Annotated in this window: 26 protein-coding genes, 3 tRNA genes, 1 rRNA gene and 1 pseudogene; 16 read left to right on the top strand and 15 right to left on the bottom strand. The window is 68.4% G+C overall.

The genetic code is table 11. From position 1 onward, the window contains the following. The 9 genes from FHR97_RS12645 (at position 1) to FHR97_RS12605 (ending at position 6237) form a co-directional block, all read left to right on the top strand. Positions 1 to 225 (top strand): hypothetical protein, encoded by a 225-nt coding sequence (locus FHR97_RS12645; protein ID WP_183384174.1) that lies wholly within the window; start codon positions 1 to 3, stop codon positions 223 to 225. Continuing rightward, entirely contained in the window at positions 222 to 416 is a 195-nt protein-coding gene (locus tag FHR97_RS12640) for a hypothetical protein (protein WP_183384173.1), read from the top strand. Before FHR97_RS12645 ends, FHR97_RS12640 begins: the two co-directional genes overlap by 4 nt. Further along, positions 406 to 2697, top strand: coding sequence for a phage tail protein (locus FHR97_RS12635; protein WP_183384172.1), 2292 nt, complete (start codon positions 406 to 408; stop codon positions 2695 to 2697). Before FHR97_RS12640 ends, FHR97_RS12635 begins: the two co-directional genes overlap by 11 nt. 1 nt (position 2698) lies before the next feature. After that, on the top strand, positions 2699 to 3754 hold the full coding sequence (locus FHR97_RS12630; RefSeq protein WP_183384171.1) for a hypothetical protein: 1056 nt from the start codon (positions 2699 to 2701) through the stop codon (positions 3752 to 3754). Next, on the top strand, positions 3754 to 4224 hold the full coding sequence (locus tag FHR97_RS12625) for a hypothetical protein (protein WP_183384170.1): 471 nt from the start codon (positions 3754 to 3756) through the stop codon (positions 4222 to 4224). The genes FHR97_RS12630 and FHR97_RS12625 overlap by 1 nt, the downstream gene beginning before the upstream one ends. Positions 4225 to 4353: 129 nt before the next feature. Beyond that, the gene (locus FHR97_RS12620; protein ID WP_183384169.1) at positions 4354 to 4644 is read left to right on the top strand and encodes a hypothetical protein; all 291 of its coding nucleotides are present in this window, start codon (positions 4354 to 4356) and stop codon (positions 4642 to 4644) included. A 166-nt stretch (positions 4645 to 4810) separates the two neighbouring features. Further along, entirely contained in the window at positions 4811 to 5002 is a 192-nt protein-coding gene (locus tag FHR97_RS20710; RefSeq protein ID WP_183384168.1) for a Com family DNA-binding transcriptional regulator, read from the top strand. Next, a complete protein-coding gene (locus FHR97_RS12610; protein WP_183384167.1) occupies positions 4953 to 5744 on the top strand; it encodes a DNA adenine methylase in 792 nt (263 codons plus the stop codon). The genes FHR97_RS20710 and FHR97_RS12610 overlap by 50 nt, the downstream gene beginning before the upstream one ends. Before the next feature lie 37 nt (positions 5745 to 5781). Continuing rightward, positions 5782 to 6237, top strand: a complete 456-nt coding sequence (locus FHR97_RS12605) for a hypothetical protein (RefSeq protein ID WP_183384166.1) — start codon at positions 5782 to 5784, stop codon at positions 6235 to 6237. Positions 6238 to 6433: 196 nt separating this feature from the next. On the opposite strand, the gene FHR97_RS12600 is transcribed toward FHR97_RS12605, so the two are convergent. The 7 genes from FHR97_RS12600 to FHR97_RS12570 all read right to left on the bottom strand — a co-directional run bounded on the left by FHR97_RS12600 (position 6434) and on the right by FHR97_RS12570 (position 11055). After that, positions 6434 to 6509 (bottom strand) — tRNA-Thr (locus FHR97_RS12600). Positions 6510 to 6556: 47 nt separating this feature from the next. Next, positions 6557 to 6631: transfer RNA gene (locus FHR97_RS12595), tRNA-Gln, on the bottom strand. A gap of 6 nt (positions 6632 to 6637) precedes the next feature. Next, positions 6638 to 6713, bottom strand: a tRNA-Phe gene (locus FHR97_RS12590). Positions 6714 to 6806: 93 nt separating this feature from the next. Beyond that, the gene (locus FHR97_RS12585; RefSeq protein ID WP_183384165.1) at positions 6807 to 7079 is read right to left on the bottom strand and encodes an oxidative damage protection protein; all 273 of its coding nucleotides are present in this window, start codon (positions 7077 to 7079) and stop codon (positions 6807 to 6809) included. A gap of 3 nt (positions 7080 to 7082) precedes the next feature. Continuing rightward, positions 7083 to 8195, bottom strand: a complete 1113-nt coding sequence (gene mutY / locus FHR97_RS12580) for an A/G-specific adenine glycosylase (RefSeq protein WP_183384164.1) — start codon at positions 8193 to 8195, stop codon at positions 7083 to 7085. A 65-nt stretch (positions 8196 to 8260) separates the two neighbouring features. Further along, positions 8261 to 10606 (bottom strand): AsmA family protein, encoded by a 2346-nt coding sequence (locus tag FHR97_RS12575; protein WP_183384163.1) that lies wholly within the window; start codon positions 10604 to 10606, stop codon positions 8261 to 8263. Further along, the gene (locus FHR97_RS12570; RefSeq protein ID WP_183384162.1) at positions 10603 to 11055 is read right to left on the bottom strand and encodes an acetyl-CoA sensor PanZ family protein; all 453 of its coding nucleotides are present in this window, start codon (positions 11053 to 11055) and stop codon (positions 10603 to 10605) included. The genes FHR97_RS12575 and FHR97_RS12570 overlap by 4 nt, the downstream gene beginning before the upstream one ends. 195 nt (positions 11056 to 11250) lie before the next feature. Between FHR97_RS12570 and hisB the strand changes: the two genes are divergently transcribed. The 4 genes from hisB to hisF all read left to right on the top strand — a co-directional run bounded on the left by hisB (position 11251) and on the right by hisF (position 14159). Then, the gene (gene hisB, locus FHR97_RS12565) at positions 11251 to 11844 is read left to right on the top strand and encodes an imidazoleglycerol-phosphate dehydratase HisB (protein WP_183384161.1); all 594 of its coding nucleotides are present in this window, start codon (positions 11251 to 11253) and stop codon (positions 11842 to 11844) included. Positions 11845 to 11872: 28 nt separating this feature from the next. After that, complete coding sequence (gene hisH / locus FHR97_RS12560; protein ID WP_183384160.1) at positions 11873 to 12514, top strand: imidazole glycerol phosphate synthase subunit HisH; 642 nt, start codon at positions 11873 to 11875, stop codon at positions 12512 to 12514. Positions 12515 to 12630: 116 nt separating this feature from the next. After that, entirely contained in the window at positions 12631 to 13383 is a 753-nt protein-coding gene (gene hisA, locus FHR97_RS12555) for a 1-(5-phosphoribosyl)-5-[(5-phosphoribosylamino)methylideneamino]imidazole-4-carboxamide isomerase (RefSeq protein WP_183384159.1), read from the top strand. 2 nt (positions 13384 to 13385) lie between these two features. Continuing rightward, a complete protein-coding gene (gene hisF, locus FHR97_RS12550) occupies positions 13386 to 14159 on the top strand; it encodes an imidazole glycerol phosphate synthase subunit HisF (RefSeq protein WP_183384158.1) in 774 nt (257 codons plus the stop codon). 77 nt (positions 14160 to 14236) lie between these two features. On the opposite strand, the gene FHR97_RS12545 is transcribed toward hisF, so the two are convergent. Further along, positions 14237 to 14830: a YjaG family protein gene (locus FHR97_RS12545; protein ID WP_183384157.1), complete on the bottom strand. Its 594-nt coding sequence runs from the start codon at positions 14828 to 14830 to the stop codon at positions 14237 to 14239. Between the two features lie 25 nt (positions 14831 to 14855). Continuing rightward, positions 14856 to 15149, bottom strand: coding sequence for an MGMT family protein (locus FHR97_RS12540; RefSeq protein WP_183384156.1), 294 nt, complete (start codon positions 15147 to 15149; stop codon positions 14856 to 14858). A gap of 48 nt (positions 15150 to 15197) precedes the next feature. Between FHR97_RS12540 and FHR97_RS12535 the strand changes: the two genes are divergently transcribed. After that, entirely contained in the window at positions 15198 to 15890 is a 693-nt protein-coding gene (locus FHR97_RS12535; RefSeq protein WP_183384155.1) for a type 1 glutamine amidotransferase, read from the top strand. A gap of 3 nt (positions 15891 to 15893) precedes the next feature. Here the strand turns inward: FHR97_RS12535 and mnmH are convergent, their stop codons facing one another. The 5 genes and pseudogenes from mnmH to FHR97_RS20705 all read right to left on the bottom strand — a co-directional run. Then, a complete protein-coding gene (gene mnmH / locus FHR97_RS12530; RefSeq protein WP_183384154.1) occupies positions 15894 to 17018 on the bottom strand; it encodes a tRNA 2-selenouridine(34) synthase MnmH in 1125 nt (374 codons plus the stop codon). Beyond that, the gene (gene selD, locus FHR97_RS12525) at positions 17015 to 18052 is read right to left on the bottom strand and encodes a selenide, water dikinase SelD (protein WP_183384153.1); all 1038 of its coding nucleotides are present in this window, start codon (positions 18050 to 18052) and stop codon (positions 17015 to 17017) included. Before selD ends, mnmH begins: the two co-directional genes overlap by 4 nt. Before the next feature lie 101 nt (positions 18053 to 18153). Then, positions 18154 to 19533, bottom strand: coding sequence for a DNA repair protein RadA (radA, locus tag FHR97_RS12520; RefSeq protein WP_183384152.1), 1380 nt, complete (start codon positions 19531 to 19533; stop codon positions 18154 to 18156). A 106-nt stretch (positions 19534 to 19639) separates the two neighbouring features. Then, the gene (locus tag FHR97_RS12515) at positions 19640 to 20092 is read right to left on the bottom strand and encodes a copper resistance protein NlpE N-terminal domain-containing protein (RefSeq protein WP_183384151.1); all 453 of its coding nucleotides are present in this window, start codon (positions 20090 to 20092) and stop codon (positions 19640 to 19642) included. A 137-nt stretch (positions 20093 to 20229) separates the two neighbouring features. Further along, a pseudogene (locus FHR97_RS20705) lies at positions 20230 to 20358 on the bottom strand (AEC family transporter); the annotation flags it as partial. A 118-nt stretch (positions 20359 to 20476) separates the two neighbouring features. On the opposite strand from FHR97_RS20705, the gene hisC reads away from it, so the two are divergent. Together hisC and gloA2 are read left to right on the top strand one after the other, a co-directional pair. Then, positions 20477 to 21532: a histidinol-phosphate transaminase gene (hisC, locus tag FHR97_RS12505; RefSeq protein ID WP_183384150.1), complete on the top strand. Its 1056-nt coding sequence runs from the start codon at positions 20477 to 20479 to the stop codon at positions 21530 to 21532. A gap of 62 nt (positions 21533 to 21594) precedes the next feature. Further along, positions 21595 to 22008 (top strand): SMU1112c/YaeR family gloxylase I-like metalloprotein, encoded by a 414-nt coding sequence (gene gloA2, locus FHR97_RS12500; protein ID WP_183384149.1) that lies wholly within the window; start codon positions 21595 to 21597, stop codon positions 22006 to 22008. A 257-nt stretch (positions 22009 to 22265) separates the two neighbouring features. On the opposite strand, the gene rrf is transcribed toward gloA2, so the two are convergent. Next, positions 22266 to 22339: ribosomal RNA gene (rrf, locus tag FHR97_RS20700) — 5S ribosomal RNA — on the bottom strand; the annotation flags it as partial.

The raw sequence follows: 22339 nt of genomic DNA, 5'->3' as shown, positions 1-22339 counted from the left end.
ATGGGATTCTGGGTATCGCTCGCCGTCGCCTTCGTGCTCAACGTCATCGCCTACCTGCTGGTGCGGCCCAAGAAGGCCAGCCGGGCCCAGGCGCAGGACCTGCGCGAGCCCAGCGCCGAGGCCGGCAAGCCCATCCCGGTGGTGTTCGGCGAGATTACCGTCACAAACCCGAACGTCCTCTACTACGGCGATGTCGACAAGCGCCAGTACGAGGTGAGCGCATGAGGATCACCATCGACGACGTGCGGCGCTACCACTGCTGCTGGGGGGCCAAGCGCTGGTTCGATCGGCACGACCTGGATTTCCGGGCGTTCCTGGCCGAGGGCATCGACGCCGAGGCGTTCATCGCCGCCGGCGACTGGCGGGCCCGGCATATCGTAGAGGCCAAGAGAAAGGAGATCCGCGATGGGCAGTAAGGGCGGCAGCGCCAAGCAGCCAGTCACCGACTACTACATCGCGGCCCACTACGGGGTCTGCCATGAGGCGGACGAGATCCTGGAGATCCGCTACGGCGAGAAGCGCATCGTCGACACGCCGATCGCCGCCAACGGCTCGACCGGCGTCAGCAAGCCGAACCTGTTCGGCGGGCCCAAGCGCGAGGGCGGATTCGTTGGGGTGATCGACGTGATGTTCGGCGGGGCGGCACAGCTCGTCAGCGACGCGCTGGCGGCGAGTCTGCAGCGCAACGGCGCCTCCGACACCGCCGACCCCGACCAGCTCCCGGGCTACCGGGGGGTGCTGAGCTTCTTCATCCACGGGGGTTCCAGCGGGCGAGCGGGGGCCAACATCGGCTCCAATACCGCCATGGTCAAGTCGCTCTGGGCGAAAGTGCGGCGGGCCTGCAAGGGCTTGCCGAGTGGGCTCGACCCGGTGATCGTCGTCGACGGCATGCAGCTCGCCAACCCGGCGGCGATCATCTACGAGTGCCTGACCAACCGCGAGTGGGGCATGGGTCGCCCGGCTTCGCTGTTCGACGACCAGTCGTTCATCGATGCCGCCGCGACGCTCGCCGGCGAGGGCTTCGGGCTGGCCCTGTTGTGGCATCGCCAGCAGTCCATCGAGGAGTTCGTCGGCGAGATCCAGGACACCATCGAGGGCGCCCTGGGCCGCGACCCCTTCACCGGGCGCATCCGCCTCAAGCTGGTGCGCGACGACTACGACCCCGAGCAACTGCCCGTGTTCGGCCCCCACAACAGCACCCTGCGGGCCTTCGATCGCAAGGGTTGGGGCGACACCATCAACGAGATCAACGTCGTCTGGACCAACCCGGCCAACGAGCAGACCGAGACCGTCACCGTCCACGACACCGCCAACGTCAACCTGCAGGGCGGCGAGATCGTCAGTGACACCGTCGAGTACATCGGCATCCGTACCGCCGAGCTGGCCCTGCGCTGCGCCACCCGCGACCTGCTGGTGGGCTCCAGCGCCCTGGCCACCGCCGAGCTGGAGACCAACCGGGAGGGCTGGCGGTTGCTCCCGGGTGACGTCATCGCGCTGACCTGGCCCGACTACGGCTTCGAGTCGATCCCCATGCGCATCACCGACGTCGACTACGGCAAGCCGGGCGACAGCAAGATCACCCTCTCGTTGATCGAGGACGTGTTCGGCATGCCGGCGCAGTCCTACGTCGAGTCCGACGGCTCGGCCTGGGTCAATCCGGCCCGCGACCCCGAGCCGCTGACCTGGGAGCACATCACCTCGGTGCCGTATTTCGCCCTGGCCCAGCAGATCGGCGATGCCGCCGCCGAGGCGGTGGACGATACCAGCGATTTCGACCTGGTGTTCGGCGCCCACGACCTGGGCGGGGTGTTCGACTACGAGCTGATGCACCAGGTGCCCGACGCCAACGGCGACACGGTGTGGACGGGCGCCGGTACCGTCGATCTCGCCGGGCGCGGCCTGCTGCAGGCCGACATCCCCCGCGAGACCATCACCATCCTCGGGGGCCTGGACTCCTTGGCGGGTGGCGAGAACTTCGTGCAGGGCACACTGGTGTGGATTGGCCCCATTGACCCGACCGGCGAGCTCGGGCTGATCAAGGCCGTCGACACCGCCGGCCACCACATCGCCCGCGGCGTGCTGGATACCGTGCCCCAGGAATGGCCCGCCGGCACCCCAGTGTGGGCGTTGCACGGCGACGTGCTCGGCAGCACCGGCGTCGAGCGCGCGCTCAGCGAGACCGCCACCGTGCGCCTGCTCACCAACACCGCCAACGGCCAGCTCGATGTCAGCGCCGCCGCCGACGTGACCACCACCATGAGTGGCCGCCTGCACCTTCCGTACCGGCCGGCCAACGTCCAGGTCAACGGCGAGCTGTGGCCCGACCAGGAGATCCCGCCGGACTACCCGGCGCTGGTCACCTGGGCCGGCCGCAACCGCCTCGACGAGACCGCGGTGCTCAACAGCTGGAGCGATGGCCACGTCACCCCCGAGGCCGGCGTGACCTTCGAGGTGGTGCTCTACGGCGAGGACGGCAACGGCGTGCTCACCGAGTACCTGCGCCAGGACCTGGGCACCGACACCAGCTACAGCGTCGACATCGCCACCGACGAGCCGCCCTCTGGCTCGACCTACGTGGTGGTGGAGATCCGCTCGCTGCGCGACGGCCTGGCCTGCTGGCAATCCGCCACCCAGCGCCTGCGGCTGTTCTCGCCGGTGCAGATGATCGACGCCTACTTCCAGGCAGACGAGGTGTGATATGACGATTCTGACGATGGATGGGTTCGACAGCCCCCTCACCCCCGACGATGTCCTGTTCCAGGACTCGATCTGGACGTTTCGGGGCACAGCGGCCAGCATCCAGGCCGGAGGCGGCCGTTGGGGCGGCCAGGCCTTGCGGGTGACCGGGTCTAACGGGGAGGGTTTGCGCTCCGGTAACCTAAACACCAGTAACGGAATAGACTTCCGGGCGGGGTCGCAACTTGGGGTCCGTCTACACTTTCTCTTCAATGGCCTGCTCGGCGCCACCAACCGGGTGATCCGCTTATCTTACAGCCCCTCCACCTCTACGGCCTATGAGCTGGCTACCGTGTCCATCGCCAGCGACGGGTCGGTGACCCTCTACACCTCTGGAGTTGATCCCGAGATTTTTCCGGTGGGCACCATTGTTGAAGGCGGCTACTACTACCTGGCCCTTGACGTTCAGGGGGAATCATCCGGCGGTGCTGCGGACGGCTGGATCAAGGTGCGCCTCAACGGCACGACGGTGACGCTGAACGATCAGACTTTCGCGAGTACTTCGACCTATCTGCATATCGGCCTCGATATCGACTCCACCGAGCTGCTGGTGGATGACGTGGTGGTGGCCGACCACCACATGACCGACCTGGTGCCCCACCGCATCCATTCACTGGCGCCCAATGCCGATCGGGCCCAGGCCGACTTCATTCCGCTGAGCGGTACCGACGGCTTCGCGATGGTCGATGAGCAGCCGCACGACGGCGATACCAGCTACGTGGTGGCCAGCACCGTCGGCGATACCTCGGAGTACGAGTACGCGGCCCTGGGCACATCCCTAGGCATCTACGCCCTCAAGTTCCACGCTGTGGCCAAGCGCGACACCAGCGGCACCAACGACGCCCGTCACGAGCTGCGACTCAGCACGGGCACGGTGCTCGCCGGGGCCGATCAGCCTCTGCTGGACGACACCTACCGCTTCGACAAGTCGGGCGTCCTGGAGCAGAACCCCGATACCGCGAGCGCCTTCACCGAGACCGAGGTCAATGGTCTCTACTCACGGCATGAGGTGATCTGATGGCGAGCGATGACGTCCGCCTGACCTCGGCGGGGGTAGAGGTCCTGACCGACGACGTGCACGAGGGCGGGGCGCGTCTGACCTCGGCCGGGGTCGAGGTCCTGACCGACGACGTGCACGAGGGCGGGGCGCGGCTGACCTCGGCGGGGGTAGAGGTCCTCGCCGGCGTACCCTCCAAGCCCGGCATCGCGGTGCTCAACTTCGAGACCTTCAACGACAGCGAGGACGGCTTCGACATCTACCGCGACACTCAGCCTCTGGACCCCAACAGCCTGCCGGCGCCGATCAACGCCGCCACGCTGCAACGCGCCGACCTGGCGCCCCCGACAGGCGAATCTGGGCTGTGGTACGAAGACACCACCGTGGTACCCGGCACCAACTACCACTACATCATCGGCACCCACATCGGCAGCCTGGAGCGGCTGGGCGAAGAGTTCCAGGTGTTCGCCTACGAGATGGTGGAGAGTTGACGAACTGAAGAGGAGCGACCGCCCGGGGTGTGAGGGCTCCCAGGGCGACCGCCGCCCCTAAGAAACAGGCTGTTGAAGGAGGAGCGAGAAGCTAGGGTGGTAGGGCCAATCCACTGATGGAGCAACCTCATGGCATCAAGTTATTCGGTCACACGCATCTCGGACGCCGAGATCGGCACGGTGAAGGTCTCGGACTACCACATCATCGGCGCCATCGGCCGTGTCCAGGAGCTGCAGGCGGTAGGCGATGACCCACGCTCGGGCACCTACGTGGTCGTGAAGCCGGACAGGAGGATGCCGCCGCTGGTCTCCCGCGACCACCCAGGCACCGACATGACCCCGAAGATCCTGCTGATTGAGGTCGATGACCCAGACGACCAAGCCAAGATTGACCAGCTCAAGGAGGAGTTGGGGGTATAACGCTGGGAAGATGGTGAAGAGGAGCGACCGCTCGGGGTGGTGGAGCACCCAGGGCGGCCGCCGAACCCGCAGAGCATGCCTGCAAGCCGGCCAAGGCTCCCCACCTCGCGCGAGGCGGGATCGAGTCTAAGCCAAACGTTAGAACGTTAGAAGGCTTGATTAGGCGATGGACGAGATACGCTGCACCGAGTGCAACCGCAAGCTGGCCCGGGCCAGCCGTTACGACCGCATCGAGATCAAGTGCCCGCGCTGCGGGTACCTCAACCAGAGAGCCACGAGCTCCATACCTGTGCCAAAGGAGGCGCCTCGTGGCTACCCCGATCATTCCCTGGATGGGCGGCAAGCGCCGTCTCGCTGACAAGATCTTTCCGCTGATGCCGGCCCACCAATGCTACGTCGAGCCCTTCGCCGGCGGCGCCGCGCTCTACTTCCTGCGCCCGATACCGGCCGAGGTGGAGGTGCTCAACGACGTCAACGGCGAGCTGGTGAACCTCTACCGCGTAGTGCAGCACCACCTGGAGGAGTTCGTCAGGCAGTTCAAGTGGGCGCTCTCCAGCCGCCAGGTGTTCGAGTGGCAGAAGATGACCCGCCCGGAGACGCTGACGGACATCCAGCGAGCCGCCCGGTTCTACTACCTGCAGCAGAGCGCCTTCGGCGCCCGGATCGAGGGGCAGAGCTGGGGCACCGCCACCACCACGCCGCCGGGCCTCAACCTGCTGCGCCTCGAGGAGACACTCTCGGCGGCCCACCTGCGCCTGGCCAGCACCTACATCGAGCACCTGGCCTGGCAGGAGTGCATCCGCCGCTACGACCGGCCGCACTCGCTGTTCTACATGGACCCGCCATACTGGCAAACTGAAGGCTATGGCGTCGGCTTTGGTATCGAGCAGTATGAGGAGATGGCTGAGATCCTGGGGCGGCTCAAGGGCAAGGCGATCATCAGCCTCAACGACCACCCCGACATCCGCCGGATCTTCACCGGCTACCACATCGAGACCACCGACATCCGCTACACCGTCGGCGGCGGCAAGGGCTCGGAGGCCAGCGAGGTGCTGATCTTCAGTTGGGATGTCGAGGCCGAGCCCGCAGGGCTGTTCTGATGTCGCCAAACTTATGGTTTTTACAGGAGGGGATGGAATGATCGAAGTAGGAGCTGCTGTAACGGGCTTGAAGGCAGCGATACAAGCGGCCAAGGCCATCAAAGACGTGAATGATCAGGCAGAGCTCAATGCCGCGGTAGCCGAAATCATGGAGAAACTGGCCTCGTCGCAATCTGACCTGGGGGCCCTACTCGCGGAGCACCATGAGCTGATCGAAGAGAACAGGCAGCTCAAGGAGAAGCTTGAGAAGCAGCAGCGATTCAATAAGTACCGGCTAGAGTGGACGGAAGGTGGTTACTTGATCATGCCGCTCAGGGATGAGTATGTGACCGATGTTGAGCCCTCTCACGTGATCTGCCCTAAGTGCAAGGAGGATGGTCGACTTTCCCCGATGAATGACGATGGACTCTGGTACAAGTGTATTTCCTGCGGTTACCTCGCCTGTAGAGAGGGAAAGACACGCCAACCTCGAACCAACAGGTTCAGTGGATAGGGGACATGGTGCCAAATGCACTGCGATATCCATGCCCTCTCGTGCTTTTTGGTTGTGCCAAAGAGGGTGTGGCTCGGTGCCAAAGCTGGCGCGCGGTTACAGAAGGCTGTCCACGCGCTGTAGACAGACACAAAAAAACCGCCTCGATGGGCGGCCTCTTGTGCTCTGCAACGCTTTGATTTTCCCGACGTCTCGATGGTGCCGGCACCAGGAGTCGAACCCGGGACCTACTGATTACAAGTCAGTTGCTCTACCAACTGAGCTATGCCGGCTCGGGACCAACTGCGGGTCGAGATGCAGAACGGAAACGGGGTTGACGTGGCTGGGGTAGCAGGATTCGAACCTGCGCATGCCGATACCAAAAACCGGTGCCTTACCGCTTGGCTATACCCCAGCATTGTGGTGGCCAGAGACGGAATCGAACCGCCGACACGGGGATTTTCAATCCCCTGCTCTACCAACTGAGCTATCTGGCCCTCGCCAACGGTGCGTATTAAACCCCACCGGCCCGCTCGCGTCAACCCTTTCCGTTTCAAAAAGATGGCGGTGCCAGTGGGATCCTCCAGCGGTCACGATTCGGGGGGAACATAGCCCTCGGCCTGGTCGGTTTCCTCGTTGTCGAGGAAGCGTTCCAGCTGCTCCATCAGGTATTCCCGGGCGGAGGGCTCGAGCATGTTGAGGTGCTTCTCGTTGATCAGGCGGGTCTGCAGCGCCTGCCACTCCTCCCAGGCCCGCTTGGAGACGGTGGCCTGGATCTCCTGGCCCTTCTTGCCGGGCAACGGCGGAAATGGCAGGGCTTCCAGCTCCTGCTGGTACTTGCGGCAGAAAACGGTCTGGCTCATCGGTCACTTCTCCTGGACATCGGAATGGGGACTCTCGGGTGCGGACAGGGTGAAGGGCCGCAGCGACTCCAGCAAGCCCTTCACCGGGGCGGCCAGGCCGATGCTGTCCGGCGCCTCGGGATCGAACCAGCGGCGGCTCTCGCCCACGGCGTCGAGCCGCGTCACTCGAGCCGGCCGCGGGGTGATCTCGAGGCGGAAGTGGCTGAACACGTGGGTGAACGACGACCAGGCCGCGTCGAGCTCGGCCCGGGGCGCATGCTGGTCGAGCCAGCCAAGCAGGCCCGCCTCGTCCTCGAACTGCGGCAGGCTCCAGAGCCCGCCCCACAGGCCGCTGGCGGGACGCTGCTCGAGCAGCACCCGGCCCGCGTCGTCCTGGAGCAGCAGCATGGCGGCGTGCCGCGTGGGGATGGCCTTCTTGGGCTTGGACTCGGGGAAGCGGCGCTGCTCACCCCGGGCATGGGCTCGACAGGCATCGTTGAAGGGGCAGGCCACGCAGTCGGGGCGGCCGCGGCTGCACAGCGTGGCCCCCAGGTCCATCATCGCCTGGGTAAAGTCCACCACCCGGTGATCGGGGGTGTAGTGCTCGGCCAGCGCCCACAGACGGCGCTCCACCGCCGGCCGCCCCGGCCAGCCCTCCACGGCATGCAGGCGAGCGAGTACTCGCTTGACGTTGCCGTCGAGGATCACCGCACGCCACCCGGTACTCTGGGCGATGATCGCCCCGGCGGTGGAGGGGCCGATGCCCGGCAGCGCGGCCATGGCCTCGAGGCTGCCCACCGGGAACTCGCCGCCGTGCTCGGCCACCACGGTGCGCGCCGCCTTGTGCAGGTTGCGCCCGCGGGCGTAGTAGCCGAGCCCGGTCCACAGGTGCAGCACCTCGTCCCGGGAGGCCGCCGCCAGGGCCTGCACGTCCGGGAAGCGCGCCATGAAGCGCTCGAAGTAGGGAATCACGGTGGCCACCTGGGTCTGCTGCAGCATGATCTCCGAGACCCATACCCGGTAGGGCGTGCGGTCCTGCTGCCAGGGCAGGTCGTGGCGACCGTGGAGCTCGAACCAGTCGAGCAGGCGCCGCTGGAAGGCCTGGGAGGCGAGGATGGCGGGCGGATGATCCGTCATGGGGCGATCTCGACACGAAAAAAAGCGCCGACGGGACGTCGGCGCAGGACTGGCTTACTAGATGCTCATTCGAATAGACCCTCGAGGGTGTCACGAAGTTCACTGCCTGAGCCCTCACCGAGGCGCTCGTCGAGCTTCTTCACGGCGTCGTCGAGACGCTCCTCGACCTCCTCGTCGGCCCGCTCGCTGACCTCACGGCGCAGCAGGCCGGCCAGGATGTCCTGGAAGGCCTCGCGGTCGAAGCGACACCACTCGCCGCTGTCGCCACCGAGCTGGCCCTCGCAACGCACCGGGAAGGGCACGTCGACGAGCCGCGGATTTACCTCGCAGGCGGCATCCACGGAGTCGGTGAAGCGGGCGGCGGCCTTGAGGTCGAACTGTTCGCTGGCGAGATCCAGCTGGCCCTCGCCATCCAGGGCGACCCCGGGGATGGTCACCAGCAGGTCGTCGCTCTCGGCCACGCCGTCGCGGATCCGGAAGCTGGCCTCGGCGCGTTCGAACTCGGTGTCCTCGCGCCACTCGCGACTCGGGGTCTCGCCCTCCAGACGGGCCGCGGCGGTGCACAGCTCCTGGGAGACGTTGACGCCGGCGATGCGGCCCTCGGCCACCCGGGTGACCAACCGCCCGCTCAGAGCACGCTTGAGCTCGGCCATGCTATTGCCCTGGCTCTCGAGCTCGCCCTCACCCTGCAGGCGACCGCCCAGCGGGGCGGGCTCGCTGCTCAGGCTATCCAGCAGCGAGTCCAGGCGGACGTTCTCTACCCGCGGTGCCAGCCGCCAGCGCAGCGGCGTCTCGCGCACATCGAGCTGGCCGCTGGCAGCGAGGTGGCCATCGTGGAAGTCCGATTCGAAGGCCTTCAGCCGGTGACGGCCTTCGGTTCCCTGGAGGGTCAGCTCGACGTTCTCGAAGGTCTGCTCCATGAGCGTGAGCTGGCCGAGCAACAGGTGGGCGTCGAGGTCGAGCTCGCCCAGCCACTCGGCGGGCACCAGGCCGCCGGTCTGCTCCTGGGCGACGGCGCGCTGGATGATCGCCCCCCGGGAGGCGGTCTTGGGCGCCCCGTCCGGGGGGGGCAGGTAGTCGTCCAGGGTCAGGCTGTCGCCCTTGAGGTCGGCCTCGAGGCGCGAGCCGTCGAAGCGCCCGGCCAGGTGGCCGTTGAAGGTGCTGCCGTCGAGGCTCAGCGTCAGGTCGTCCAGGGCGAGGGTCTCGAGGTCGCCCTCGACCGAGCTGGCCAGGGCCACCTCGCTCAGTGCCTCGTTGCTGGCCGTGGTCGGCATCGCCTGGAAGCGGATCAGCCAGGGCCGCAGCGACAGCGAGGCCAGGCGCAGCTGGCCCTCGTAGCTGGGCGCCTGACGCAGCTCGTTGATGGCCAGGTTGCCGCTGGCCTCGAGGCCGTCGGGGCCGGTCAGCTGCATCTCGCGCAGCCGGGCGGTGTCCTCCTGGAGGCTGGCGTCTAACTGGAAGGCCAGCGTCAGCGGCAGGCGCTTCTCGCCGAGGCGCGGATGGAGCAGGTTGAGCTCCAGCTGGCTGCCGCTCGACTTGATCTGCCCGCCGGCAAGATCCAGTACCAGTTCCTTGGCGTTGAGCCGGGCCTCCTGGGCCTCCTCCTCGTCGCCACCGGCGAGGCGCGTGGAGGTGTCGAGGATCAGGTCGCTCAGCACGTGACGGCCCTCGGCCAGCCCCAGGTTGACCTCGGTCTCGAGCTCGACCTGGCTGACCTGCCCGGCGGCGCCCTCGGCCCGGGCCTCGGTGCCGTTCTCCACCGCCACCTGCAGGCTCGCGCTGAGCGGGAAGGGGGTATCGGGACTGACGTTGCTGCCGGAGATGTCGACCTGCTCGAAGGCCAGCTCGCGGCCGGCCTGGGCATCCCGGTAGTTCACCCGGCCATCGCGAATCTGCACGCTGGCGATGTTGAGCGCCACGGCCAGGCCGCCGGCGTCCTCCGGGTTGGGGCCGGCACTGGCCGGCGCCAGCACGGCCTCGGCCTCCTCGCCGCGCTCCTCGAGACGCTCGATCAGCGTCTCCCAGTTGCCGCGTCCCTCGGCGTCGCGTTCCAGGTTGAGGGCCAGGCCGTCGAGGGTCAGGCCGTCGATGGCAATCTCGCCACGCAACAGCGGCGCCATGGCCAGGCTGACCTCGGCATGATCGAAGGCGGCGAAGGGCGTATCGTCGGCGGCCTGGGACGCCAGGCGCGCCTGGGCCGATTCGACGCTGACCCCCAGGCGAGGATAGAAGGACCACGCCAGTGGCCCCTCCAGGTCCAGCTCGAGGCCGCTGTGTTCCCGCACCACGTCGACGAGGCGCGGCTTGAGATCCTCGGGGTCGAAGAAGGTCGTCACGAAGACCACGGCCCCCACCACGACCAGCCCGAGCACACCGATGGCGGCCAGCAGGGTTCGCAAGATTCGCTTCATTGCCCGGCTCCTTTGGGCGGCAGATCCAGTTCGAAGTAGTCACCGGTCTTGGTCAACCGGTAACCGAGACGACTCAGCAACAGCTGGTCGGCCAAGGGCAGCTGGGGGTTGGCCACGCACAGTCGCAGTCCCTCGGCATGGGCGGCCTCGCCGGTCAGGGTCAGCAGGCGCGTACCCACGCCCCGGCGGCGGGTGGTCTTGCGCACGCACAGGTGCGAGAGCCACCAGGCCTCGTGGTCGCGCTGCACCGCCAGGGCGCCCAGCAGGCGGTCATTGAAGCGGGCGCAGCAGAAGAAGCGGTCCGCCGCCAGGTGGCGGCTGATGAAGTCCTCCGGGGGGAGCGGCAGACGCTCGGGAGGGGCGTCGGCATAGATGCGCATCAGGTCCTGCTGCACCTGGGCATCCGCGTCCCAGGCCGCTTGGTCGACTCGGTGGAGCGTTACCGGCATGCGAGATTCTCCCTGAGGGGTGGCCGTTGCCGCCACCGCTGAAGTGGCAGGCATTGTAGCGGATGGGGGCGGCGTTTCACTATAATGGCAGTTCTGCGACGGCAGGCACGTCCCTGCCTTCCAGGTCCCCGACGGCGCCCGGCGTCAGGGAGCCCGCCCTCACCCCGAAAAGCGCCCAGGCGCTGGAGACCCGACATGTCCGAGCGTATCGCCACGGTCACCCGCGACACCAAGGAAACCCAGATCACCGTCACCGTGAACCTCGACGGCGAGGGCCGGCTGACCTGCGAGACCGGCGTGCCCTTCCTCGACCACATGCTCGACCAGGTGGCCCGCCACGGCCTGATCGACCTGGACATCAAGGCGGTGGGCGACCTGCATATCGACGACCACCACACCGTCGAGGATCTCGGCATCACCCTGGGTCAGGCGTTCGACAAGGCGGTCGGCGACAAGTGCGGCATCTACCGCTACGGCCATGCCTATGTGCCCCTCGACGAGGCGCTGTCCCGGGTCGTGGTAGACTTCTCGGGTCGCCCGGGGCTGTTCATGGACGTCGAGTTCACCCGCGCCAGCATCGGCCGCCTGGATACCCAGCTGTTCTGGGAGTTCTTCCAGGGCTTCGTCAACCATGCCCGGGTCACGCTGCATATCGACAACCTGAAGGGCTTCAACGCCCACCATCAGGCGGAAACCATCTTCAAGGCCTTCGGCCGGGCGCTGCGCATGGCCGTCGCCGAAGACCCACGCATGGCCGGCCAGATGCCGTCCACCAAGGGCAGCCTGTGAGACCGCCGACCGTTACGAGGAGCGCCCCATGACCATTGCCGTCATCGACTACGGGATGGGCAACCTGCATTCCGTCGCCAAGGCTCTGGAACATGTCACCCACGAGCATGTGGTAGTGACCCGCGACGCCCGCCGCATCCATGGCGCCACCCGCCTGGTCCTGCCCGGCCAGGGCGCCATCCGCGACTGCATGGGCGAACTCGAGCGCACCGAGCTGCGCGGCCTGGTCGAGGAGCAATTGGACCAGCAGGCCAAGCCGCTGCTGGGGATCTGCGTCGGCCAGCAGATGCTGCACGACCACAGCGAGGAGAACGGCGGCATCGACTGCCTGGGCTTCATGGGCGGCGAGGTGCGTCGCTTCCCCGCCGACATGCGCGACGACCAGGGCCACCGCCTCAAGGTGCCGCACATGGGCTGGAACCTGGTCCGTCAGCACCACGCGCACCCACTATGGCGGGGCATCGACGACCAGGAGCACTTCTACTTCGTGCACAGCTACTACGTGGACGCCGCCGACGACGCCCAGGTATTCGGCACCACCGACTACGGGCGGGTCACCGCCCACGTGGCCACCGGCCGCGACGCCACCTTCGCCGTGCAGTTCCACCCGGAGAAGAGCTCCCGGGCCGGCCTGAAGCTGCTGGAAAACTTCGTACAGTGGACGCCCTGAACGGCGCCGCCGAGTGCCCGGGCGCCGCTCATCGCGCCCGTGACGACTTTCCAGGGCGCCCGCTGCCGCGCCCATGACAACAGGGCGCCCGCTGCCGCGCCCCAAGAGGACTGGACATGCTGGTAATCCCCGCCATCGATCTCAAGGACGGCAAGTGCGTCAGGCTCAAGCAGGGCCGGATGGACGACGCCACCACCTACGGCGACGACCCGGTGGCCATGGCCGCGCGCTGGGTCGAGGCCGGCGCCCGGCGGCTGCACCTGGTCGACCTCAACGGCGCCTTCGAGGGCGAGCCGATCAACGGCGAGGCGGTCACCGCCATCGCCCGCGCCTATCCCGAACTGCCGATCCAGATCGGCGGTGGCATCCGCTCGGCCGCGACCATCGAACACTACCTGGAGGCCGGCGTCTCCCAGGTGATCATCGGCACCAAGGCGGTCAAGGAGCCGGCCTTCGTCACCGAGATGTGCCGGGCCTTCCCCGGCCACGTGATCGTCGGCCTGGACGCCCGCGACGGCTTCGTCGCCACCGATGGCTGGGCCGAGGTGTCCAAGATCAAGGCCACCGACCTGGCCAAGCGCTTCGCCGATGACGGGGTCTCGTCGATCGTCTACACCGATATCGCCCGGGACGGCATGATGGGCGGCGTCAACGTCGAGGCCACCGCCGAGCTGGCCCGCCAGGGTGGCCTGCCGGTGATCGCCTCCGGCGGCGTCACCAACCTGGACGACCTGCGCGCGCTGATCGCCGCCGGGGAGCCGGGCATCCTCGGCGCCATCACCGGCCGCGCCATCTACGAGGGCAGCCTGGACGTGGCCGAGGCCCAGGCACTCTGCGACGAACTCACCGGCCAACGAGACGGGAGCTGACCATGGGACTCGCCAAGCGCATCATCCCCTGCCTGGACGTCGACGCCGGCCGCGTGGTCAAGGGCGTCAACTTCATCGGCATCCGTGACGCCGGGGACCCGGTGGAGATCGCCCAGCGCTACAACCAGCAGGGCGCCGACGAGATCACCTTCCTCGACATCACCGCCAGCCACGAGGACCGCGGCACCACGGTGGAGATGGTCGAGCGCATCGCCGGCGAGGTGTTCATCCCGCTGACCGTGGGCGGCGGCATCCGTACCTGCGACGACATCCGCACCATGCTCAACGCCGGGGCCGACAAGGTGTCGATCAACACCGCGGCGGTGAACACCCCCGAGTTCGTGCACGAGGCGGCCGAGCGCTTCGGCAGCCAGTGCATCGTGGTGGCCATCGACGCCAAGCGGGTCTCCGCGGAGGGCGAGACGCCGCGCTGGGAGATCTTCACCCACGGCGGCCGTCGCCCCACCGGCCTCGATGCCGTGGAGTGGGCGAAGAAGATGGTGGAACTCGGCGCCGGCGAGCTGTTGCTCACCAGCATGGACCGCGACGGCACCAAGGCCGGCTTCGACATCGGCATCACCCACGCCATCAGCGAGGCGGTGAGCGTGCCGTTGATCGCCTCGGGGGGCGTCGGCAACCTCGACCACCTGGTGGAGGGCGTCAAGGACGGCGGCGCCGATGCGGTGCTGGCCGCCAGCATCTTCCACTTCGGCGAGTACACCATCCCCGAGGCCAAGCGGTATATGGCCGAGAGAGGGATCGAGATGCGGCTGTAGCTCCGTCCCCCGTCGCCACAAGGCAAGGGCCCGCCATCCGGCGGGCCCTTGTCGTTGGTCTCTCTCGCGACGGCGCCCTACTCCTCGGGGCCGAGCCCCAGGTTGCTGACGCCCTCGTTGCGGCCCAGCCGGCGCAGCGCCTTGAGGCCGTCGCGGTCGAGCTCGCCTTCCACCGCCTCGAGCACCGCGTCCTGGAAGTCGTTCTCGTCCGCCATCAGCGGATGCTCACGCACCAGGGCGGCGAGGCGCTCGCCGTCCTCCTCGCCCTCGGTCAGCTCGATGAAGGCCCGCACGCCCCCTCGAGACGTCCTGCTCACTTCCAGGACCGCTTCCGGGGCCTCGCCTTGCAGGGTGTCGAGCAGCGCCGAGATCGCCACCACCGCCTCCAGGGCCCGGCGGGCGCCGAAGCTGTCATCCTCGGCGGGCGGCTCCAGCTCGGCCAGTTTCTCCGCCTGGCGCTCGAAGTCGATGCGCGCCTCCTTGACCGCCAGGCGCTCCCAGACCAGGTCGAGCACGGCGCGCAACCCCTTCACATCGCCGTGGCCGGTGGTCTCGGCGTAGAGGGCATAGTTGGGCAGCAGCCGCTCGCAGAGCGCCGCCATGAAGGCCTGCTGGCGACGGGGTGATAGCGCCTGCAGGCGCTGGAAGAAGCCGCCGGATGACTGGCTCATGGAGTCTCCTCGTGATTTATCGGTCTCAGGGCCAAAGGCGTTCGCTGGCGACTCTCCCCCGGTGATCGAAGGCCACGCCTTCGTCGATCAATCGCCGGCGCTGTTCGTCGGCCCCCGGATGGTCGGCCAGGCGCCGCGAGGCGGTGATCACCCGGAACCAGGGCAGCTCGTGCCCCGCCGGGAGCTCGCGCAGCGCCCGGGCCACCAGCCGTGGCGTGCCGCCCTCGGTCATGGCGGCGATGCGCCCATAGGTGGTGACCCGCCCCGGGGGGATCGCGGCGATGATGGTCAGTATCTGTTCCTTCAGCGCTGGCTTCATGTACCCTTCCGCAGCTTTCCCTTGTTCAGGCAACCGGCGAGATCGCGCATGCACTTCCACCTGCTTCAGCACAGCCCGCACCGCGGGCCCGCTCGCATCGGCGACTGGCTCGACAGCATGGGTCATAGCCATACCGTCTTCCATCTGGACCAGGGCGAGCTGCCGCCGCGGCTGGCCGATGGCGATGCGCTGATCGTGCTCGACGGGCCCGAGGACGGCACCCCGCCCCCGGACTGGGAGCGCCGCGAGCGCAAGCTGATCGACCAGGCCCTGGACGGCCGCAAGCCGCTGCTCGGCATCGGTTACGGGGCACGGCTGATCGCCGAGGCCCTGGGCGCTACGGTGGCCCGGGGCACCTATGCCGAGACCGGCTGGCACCGGGTCGTGCAGGCCCCGGAGAGCCCCTTCGACCTGCCGGACCACTTCGATGCCTTCATGTGGCACCGCGAGGTGTTCGCCCTGCCCGAGGACGCCCTGCCGCTGGGTGGCAGCCAGGCCAGCCCGCTGCAGGGCTTCAGCTGGGACGACGGCCGGGTGGTGGGCCTGCTCTGCCACCTGGAGGCCACCCCGGAGAGCGTGACCGCCATGCTCGACCACCTGCCCCGCCCCAGCGGCGACGACACCAGCTCCCACCACCAGGACCGCGGGGCGATGCTGGCCGATCCCAAGCGCTTCGACCGGCTGGCGCCGTTGCTCGACCGGCTGCTCTCCCAGTGGCTGCGCGCCAGGCCGGCGAGCTGAGGGTCAGGCCGGCGTGGCCGGGCGCACGTCATCGCGGCGGGCGGCCTCGGCGCTCCACTCCCGGGCGGCGGCCAGGCAGCTCTCCCAGTCGCCCACGTGGAGAAAGCGCTGGCCGTCGTGCTTCTGCAACTGGTGGCGGTACATGGGGTCGTAGTACTCGGTGAGCAGCGGTGCCAGCCAGGCCTCGTGGGCCTGGCGATTGCCCGCTTCGTGCTCGCGGAAGGCCAGCGCCTGGAGGCGCTGCAGGCGGGCCAGCCGCGCACTGCCCAGCCGCTTGCGCAGCCGCCCCAGGGCGGTGGAGAGCTGCTTGCGCATCAGCGCCCAGCCCAACCAGTCGCCGAAGTGGTGGCGATAGACCTCCCAGAGGTCGTCGATGTAGTCCTTGTGGATCTGTGCCAGGCGCCAGTCCAGCGACATCTCGACCCGCACCCGGGGCGCCTGCTCCATGCTGCGCCAGAAGGCCAGTGGCACGTTGGCCGCGCCGATATGGCGCGACTCGTCCTCCACCACCACCGGCCCCGGCAGCGCCAGCAGGCGCCGGCCCAGGGCGTGCTCGAAGTCGATCTGCGACGGCGCCGGCAGGGGATGGCGGCCGAAGGCCGAGCCCTTGTGGCGGGCGCAGGCCTCCAGGTCCAGGCCGCTGTCGAGGGCCTGGATCAGGCTGGTCTTGGCGCAGCCGGTGAGGCCGCCCACCACCACCAGCGGCTGGCCGGCCGCGGCGTCGATGCGCTCGCACAGCGCCTGGCGCATGGCCTTCCAGCCGCCGCGGATGCGCGGCCGCTCGAGGCCCGCCTCGGCCAGCCACTGCTGGGCGACCTGGGAGCGCAGCCCGCCGCGAAAGCAGTAGATGACGGCATCGGGATGGGCCTCGAGCAGGCGCCGCCAGGCCGCGACCCGGGCGGCCTTGATGCCGCCGCTGACCAGCCGCTCGCCCAGCACGATGGCGGCCTGCTGGCCGGCGTGCTTGTACTCGATGCCGACCCGGTGGCGTTCCTCGTCGTCCATCAGCGGCAGGTTGACCGCCCCGGGCAGCGCGCCCTGGGCGAACTCCACCGGCGCACGCACGTCGATCAGCACCCGCTCCTCCCGAAGCAGGTCCAGCGACGGCTCGACCAGCGGCAGGTTCATCCCTTCACCTCGATGCGCGCCTCGCCCTTGGCGGCGACGACCTGGCCGAAGGGCTCGAGCTCGAGGCCGTGGTCACGGCCGACGCGCTCGACGTCGTCCTCCCAGGAGGGATGCACCGACAGCAGCAGGCCGCCGGAGGTCTGGGGATCGCACAGCCACTGCCAGTGGACGTCGTCCATGGCCGGCAGGGCCGCGCCCAGGGCGTCGCGGTTGCGTTGGGTGCCGCCCGGCACCGCGCCCTGGCGACGATAGGACTCGGCCTCGGCCAGCCGCGGCAGGCGACGGAAGTCGATCCGGGCGGCGACGCCGCTGGCCTCGCAGACCTCGGCCAGGTGGCCGGCGAGGCCGAAGCCGGTGACGTCGGTCATGGCGTGCACGCCACGGATCCTGGCCAGTTCGGTGCCGATGCGGTTGCTCTCCAGCATGGTGCGCCGCGCCAGGCCCTGGTGGCCGGCCTCGAGCAGCCCCCGCTTCTCCGCGGTGGTCAGCATGCCCACGCCCAGCGGCTTGGTCAGGTAGAGCAGGTCGCCGACCTGGGCGCCCTTGTTGAGCTTGAGGTGCTCCAGGTCGACCAGGCCGTTGACCGCCAGGCCGAAGATCGGCTCGGGGGCGTCGATGGAGTGGCCGCCGGCCAGCGCCAGGCCGAGCTCGCGGCACACCGCCTGGGCCCCGGCCACCACGTCGCCGGCGATGTCGGCGCCGAGCTTGTCCAGGGGCCAGCCGAGGATGCCCAGCGCCATCACCGGCGAGCCGCCCATGGCGAAGACGTCGCTGATGGCATTGGTAGCGGCGATGCGCCCGAAGTCGAAGGGGTCGTCGACGATGGGCATGAAGAAATCGGTGGTGGCGATCATCCCGCGGCCGTCGCCCAGGTCGTAGACGGCGGCGTCCTCGCGGCCCTGGTTGCCGACGATCAGCCGGGAATGGCTGGCGCCCGGCCCGGCCTTGGCGAGGATGCCGTCCAGGACGTCGGGGGCGATCTTGCAGCCACAGCCCGCGCCGTGGCTGTACTGAGTCAGGCGGATGGCACTCATCTCGTTCTCCTTGGCGTCGTTACCGGCATTCTACAACACAGCGCCCCCGCCCCGTCGCTGGACGCCGATTTCACGCTCGCCGACGGGCGGGGCGCCAAGAACTACAGGGCTTCCAGGGCTTCGGCCAACTTGTCCACGGCCACCACCTCCATGCCCTCGGGCGAGTGCTTGGGGGCGTTGGCCCGGGGCACGATGGCGCGGCGAAAGCCGTGCTTGGCGGCCTCGACGATGCGCTCCTGGCCGCTGGGCACCGGGCGGATCTCGCCGGACAGGCCCACCTCGCCGAACACCACCAGCTCGCGGGCCAGGGGCCGGCTCTGCAGGCTCGAGACCACCGCCAGCAGGACCGCCAGGTCGGCGCTGGTCTCCAGCACCTTGACCCCGCCCACCACGTTGAGGAAGACATCCTGGTCGCCGGTGAACAGGCCTCCGTGGCGGTGCAGCACCGCCAGCAGCATGGCCAGGCGATTCTGATCGAGGCCCAGCGCCACCCGCCGCGGGTTGCCTAGCGCCGAGTCGTCGAGCAGTGCCTGGACCTCCACCAGGATCGGCCGGGTGCCCTCCCAGACCACCATCACCAGGCTGCCCGGGGCCTGCTCCTCGGTGCGCGACAGGAAGATGGCGCTGGGATTCTTCACCTCCTTGAGGCCGTGTTCGAGCATGGCGAAGACGCCCAGCTCGTTGACCGCGCCGAAGCGGTTCTTCTGGCCGCGCAGGGTGCGGAAGCGCGAGTCCGCCCCGCCCTCGAGCAGCAGCGAGGCATCGATCATGTGCTCGAGCACCTTGGGGCCGGCCAGGGTGCCGTCCTTGGTCACGTGGCCGACCAGCAGCAGCACGGTGCTCGACTGCTTGGCGAAGCGCGTCAGCGCCGCGGCGGACTCGCGCACCTGGGCCACCCCGCCCGGCGCCGAGGCGATATCCTCCAGATGGGTGGTCTGGATGGAGTCGATGATCAGGATATCCGGCCGCTCGCGCTCGGCCACGCCGAGGATGGTCTCGATGCTGGTCTCGGCGAGCATCTTGAGGCCCTGGGTCGGCAGCTGCAGGCGATGGGCGCGCATCGCCACCTGGGACAGCGACTCCTCGCCGGTGACGTAGAGCACCCGGCGCTGCTGGGCCAGCTTGCAGGCGGTCTGCAGCAGCAGGGTCGACTTGCCGGCGCCGGGATGGCCCCCCAGCAATACGGCGGAGCCCGGCACCAGCCCGCCGCCCAGCACCCGGTCGAACTCCTCGAAGGTCGAGGACAGCCGCGGCACCTCGCTGAGGTCGACCTGGGCCAGGTCGACGACCTCCCGGGACAGGCTGCCGGCATAGCCGCCGCGGCCCGCCGTCCCACCGCCGCTGGCGGCGCCGGGCCGGGCCGCCGAGAGGCGAACCTCGCTCAAGGTGTTCCATTCCTGGCAGCTGCTGCACTGCCCCTGCCACTTGCGGTATTCGGCACCGCACTCGGTGCACACGAAGGCGCTCTTCGCTTTGGCCATGGGCTCCCCGGGAGGTGACATTCGCGACTCGGGCCACCGGCTGGTGGCCCGCAATGACGAGGGGCGGCCCGCTGGCCGCCCCTCGAGACATGCGTTGCCGATGGCCTCAGAGGCGTTTCAGGCGCAGCATCTCGTTGTTCTGGAAGCGACGACGCTGGGGGTCGATCAGTTCCAGGGTCTGCGGGTCGAGGCGCAGGAAGTAGTAGACCTGGCCTTCGCCGCTCGGCGTGAGCTCGTAGACGGTGGCCTCGGGGTTGTCGGCGGTGCCGCTCAGCACCTCCCAGTTACCCTCGTAGTTCTCGTCCGGCGGATTCTGGGGGTGCGCCCGATAGGAGGCCTGCAGGTCGAAAGTACGATCCTGGGGGGCACTCTCGGCATCACCGACCAGGGTCACATCCAGGTCGATGCCCTCACAATTGCGGCACGGCAGCGTGCCCTGATAGGTCGCTTGCGCGGCCTCCATCCCGTCATCGGCGGCTCCCTGGCCGGTGGGGCCGGTGGCGCAGCCCGCCAGCACGGCGAGCATGGCAGAGCCAGCCAGCAAGGTCCTGATTTGCATCTTCGTCCTCCTAACCAATGGGCATGACGCCGCAATCCACGGCAGCCTGCCTGACAGCATAACCTCTCGTGACAATGGCGGACAGTCTCGACGCCGCCGGTTTCGCCCTCTCATGATGCCATCGGTTGGACGTGCTCGAACACCAGCATGGGCACGAAGAGCTCCATGTTGAGGGTGTTGAGGCCGCGGATGTCGGGACGACGATAGCGTCCGTAGAGGGTCCCGCAACCGGTGATCAGGAACACCGGCAATAGCGTGGCGAGGATCGGAGAGTTTCCGTAGCAGGCGAAGAGACGAGGGCTCAGTCTAGCATGGCTCGCGGCTTGCGCGGGCACGCCGGGCGGGCGACCATGGCGGCATTGCCCCCACACCCTGAGAGTGACCATGAGCAAGTTCTGGAGCCCCAAGGTCCGTGAGCTGACGCCCTATGTCCCCGGCGAGCAGCCGCGCGAGCGTCTGATCAAGCTGAACACCAACGAGAACCCCTACCCCCCGGCACCGGGCGTCGAGGCGGTGCTGCGGGAGTTCCCGGCCGATCACCTGCGTCGCTACCCGGATCCGGAGTCCCGCGCCCTGCGCGAGGCCCTGGCCCGGGAGTTCGGCGTCGAGGTGGAGCAGGTGTTCGTCGGCAACGGCTCCGACGAGGTGCTGGCCCTGGCCTTCCAGGCCTTCTTCTGTCACGACCGGCCGCTGCAGATGCCGGCCATCACCTACAGCTTCTATCCGGTGTATTGCCGGCTGTATGACGTGGAGCGTCGCGCGCTGCCGCTGGACGACCAGTGGCGGGTCGACCTGGACGCCTTCACCCCGGACAGCGCCGGGGTGATCTTCGCCAACCCCAATGCCCCCACCGGCCACGGTCACGGCCGGGAGGCCATCGCCGGGCTGCTCGAGCGGATCACCGAATCGGTGGTGCTGGTCGACGAGGCCTACGTGGACTTCGGCGGCGAGAGCGCCGTGCCCCTGGTGGCCCGTCATCCCAACCTGCTGGTCACCGGCACCTTCTCCAAGTCGCGCAGCCTGGCCGGCCTGCGGCTCGGCTATGCGGTGGGGTCCCGGGAGCTGATCGAGGGGCTGGAACGGGTCAAGGACTCCTTCAACTCCTACCCCATCGACAGCCTCGCCAGCGCCATCGGCATCGCCGCCCTGGAGGACCGCGAACACTTCGAGGCGTGCCGTGAAGCGGTCATCACCACCCGGGAGCGCACCCGCACCCGGCTCGAGGCCCTGGGCTTCCGGGTCCTGCCCTCTCAGAGCAACTTCCTGCTGGTCAGCCACCCGGAGCACGATGCGGCCCAGCTGTTCGTCGGCCTGCGCGAGCGCGGCATCCTGGTGAGGCACTTCAACATCGATCCCCTCAGCGAGCAGCTGCGTGTCTCCATCGGCACCGAGGACGAGATGGACAGCCTGGTCGAGGTCCTCGAGACCCTCTGCCGCTGAGGCGCGGTCACCACCGTCGGCGCTCCCTCGGGGCGCCCTACCCCGCCATCGACGAGGTCCGCATGGACGCAACACGAGAGCCGCTGCCGTTGACCCGCGTGCACCACGTGGCCCTGATCACCGCCGACTACCCGCGCGCCCGGCGCTTCTACCTCGAGGTGATGGGCGCGGAGATCCTCAACGAGGCCTACCGGGAGGAGCGCGATAGTCACAAGCTGGACCTGCGCCTGCCCGGCGGCATCCAGCTCGAGCTGTTCTCTTTCCCCTCGCCCCCGCCGCGACCGAGCTACCCCGAGGCCTGCGGCCTGCGCCACCTGGCGCTCGCCACCCCCGACCTCGACGCCTGCATCGCGCTGCTCGAGGCCCGCGGGGCCCGTCCCGAGCCGATCCGCGTCGACGAAACCACCGGGGCCCGCTTCACCTTCCTCGCCGACCCCGACGGAACACCGATCGAGCTCTACGAGGTGGGCGGCTGAGCCCGGATAACGGCCCGACACACCGGCTCCAGACATGACACACCCCCGCTGCCTGCGCAGCGGGGGGTATCGGAATAGGTGCCTGAACGTGAAAAAGCCCCGACCTCTTTCGAGATCGGGGCTTTTCCGGAATAAGTGCCTGACGATGATCCGGCCGGCGCTCCGGGACTCTCCATGGGGAGACCCTTGCCGGTGCTATCGGCCCAACATGAAAAAGCCCCGACCTCTTTCGAGATCGGGGCTTTTCCGGAATAAGTGCCTGACGATGACCTACTCTCGCATGGGGAGACCCCACACTACCATCGGCGCTGAGCGGTTTCACTGCTGAGTT

Source organism: Halomonas stenophila, assembly GCF_014192275.1.
GTDB lineage: Bacteria > Pseudomonadota > Gammaproteobacteria > Pseudomonadales > Halomonadaceae > Halomonas > Halomonas stenophila.
The sequence above is the reverse complement of the archived record's forward strand: the minus strand, read 5'-3'. Positions and strand labels throughout refer to the sequence as shown.

What these genes read in the sequence shown, in the direction of transcription:
- FHR97_RS12645 (WP_183384174.1), top strand. Translation starts at nt 1, where the DNA reads ATGGGATTCTGGGTATCGCTCGCCGTCGCCTTCGTGCTCAACGTCATC.
- FHR97_RS12640 (WP_183384173.1), top strand. Translation starts at nt 222, where the DNA reads ATGAGGATCACCATCGACGACGTGCGGCGCTACCACTGCTGCTGGGGG.
- FHR97_RS12635 (WP_183384172.1), top strand. Translation starts at nt 406, where the DNA reads ATGGGCAGTAAGGGCGGCAGCGCCAAGCAGCCAGTCACCGACTACTAC.
- FHR97_RS12630 (WP_183384171.1), top strand. Translation starts at nt 2,699, where the DNA reads ATGACGATTCTGACGATGGATGGGTTCGACAGCCCCCTCACCCCCGAC.
- FHR97_RS12625 (WP_183384170.1), top strand. Translation starts at nt 3,754, where the DNA reads ATGGCGAGCGATGACGTCCGCCTGACCTCGGCGGGGGTAGAGGTCCTG.
- FHR97_RS12620 (WP_183384169.1), top strand. Translation starts at nt 4,354, where the DNA reads ATGGCATCAAGTTATTCGGTCACACGCATCTCGGACGCCGAGATCGGC.
- FHR97_RS20710 (WP_183384168.1), top strand. Translation starts at nt 4,811, where the DNA reads ATGGACGAGATACGCTGCACCGAGTGCAACCGCAAGCTGGCCCGGGCC.
- FHR97_RS12605 (WP_183384166.1), top strand. Translation starts at nt 5,782, where the DNA reads ATGATCGAAGTAGGAGCTGCTGTAACGGGCTTGAAGGCAGCGATACAA.
- FHR97_RS12585 (WP_183384165.1), bottom strand. Translation starts at nt 7,079, where the DNA reads ATGAGCCAGACCGTTTTCTGCCGCAAGTACCAGCAGGAGCTGGAAGCC.
- mutY (WP_183384164.1), bottom strand. Translation starts at nt 8,195, where the DNA reads ATGACGGATCATCCGCCCGCCATCCTCGCCTCCCAGGCCTTCCAGCGG.
- FHR97_RS12575 (WP_183384163.1), bottom strand. Translation starts at nt 10,606, where the DNA reads ATGAAGCGAATCTTGCGAACCCTGCTGGCCGCCATCGGTGTGCTCGGG.
- FHR97_RS12570 (WP_183384162.1), bottom strand. Translation starts at nt 11,055, where the DNA reads ATGCCGGTAACGCTCCACCGAGTCGACCAAGCGGCCTGGGACGCGGAT.
- hisB (WP_183384161.1), top strand. Translation starts at nt 11,251, where the DNA reads ATGTCCGAGCGTATCGCCACGGTCACCCGCGACACCAAGGAAACCCAG.
- hisH (WP_183384160.1), top strand. Translation starts at nt 11,873, where the DNA reads ATGACCATTGCCGTCATCGACTACGGGATGGGCAACCTGCATTCCGTC.
- hisA (WP_183384159.1), top strand. Translation starts at nt 12,631, where the DNA reads ATGCTGGTAATCCCCGCCATCGATCTCAAGGACGGCAAGTGCGTCAGG.
- hisF (WP_183384158.1), top strand. Translation starts at nt 13,386, where the DNA reads ATGGGACTCGCCAAGCGCATCATCCCCTGCCTGGACGTCGACGCCGGC.
- FHR97_RS12545 (WP_183384157.1), bottom strand. Translation starts at nt 14,830, where the DNA reads ATGAGCCAGTCATCCGGCGGCTTCTTCCAGCGCCTGCAGGCGCTATCA.
- FHR97_RS12540 (WP_183384156.1), bottom strand. Translation starts at nt 15,149, where the DNA reads ATGAAGCCAGCGCTGAAGGAACAGATACTGACCATCATCGCCGCGATC.
- FHR97_RS12535 (WP_183384155.1), top strand. Translation starts at nt 15,198, where the DNA reads ATGCACTTCCACCTGCTTCAGCACAGCCCGCACCGCGGGCCCGCTCGC.
- mnmH (WP_183384154.1), bottom strand. Translation starts at nt 17,018, where the DNA reads ATGAACCTGCCGCTGGTCGAGCCGTCGCTGGACCTGCTTCGGGAGGAG.
- selD (WP_183384153.1), bottom strand. Translation starts at nt 18,052, where the DNA reads ATGAGTGCCATCCGCCTGACTCAGTACAGCCACGGCGCGGGCTGTGGC.
- radA (WP_183384152.1), bottom strand. Translation starts at nt 19,533, where the DNA reads ATGGCCAAAGCGAAGAGCGCCTTCGTGTGCACCGAGTGCGGTGCCGAA.
- FHR97_RS12515 (WP_183384151.1), bottom strand. Translation starts at nt 20,092, where the DNA reads ATGCAAATCAGGACCTTGCTGGCTGGCTCTGCCATGCTCGCCGTGCTG.
- hisC (WP_183384150.1), top strand. Translation starts at nt 20,477, where the DNA reads ATGAGCAAGTTCTGGAGCCCCAAGGTCCGTGAGCTGACGCCCTATGTC.
- gloA2 (WP_183384149.1), top strand. Translation starts at nt 21,595, where the DNA reads ATGGACGCAACACGAGAGCCGCTGCCGTTGACCCGCGTGCACCACGTG.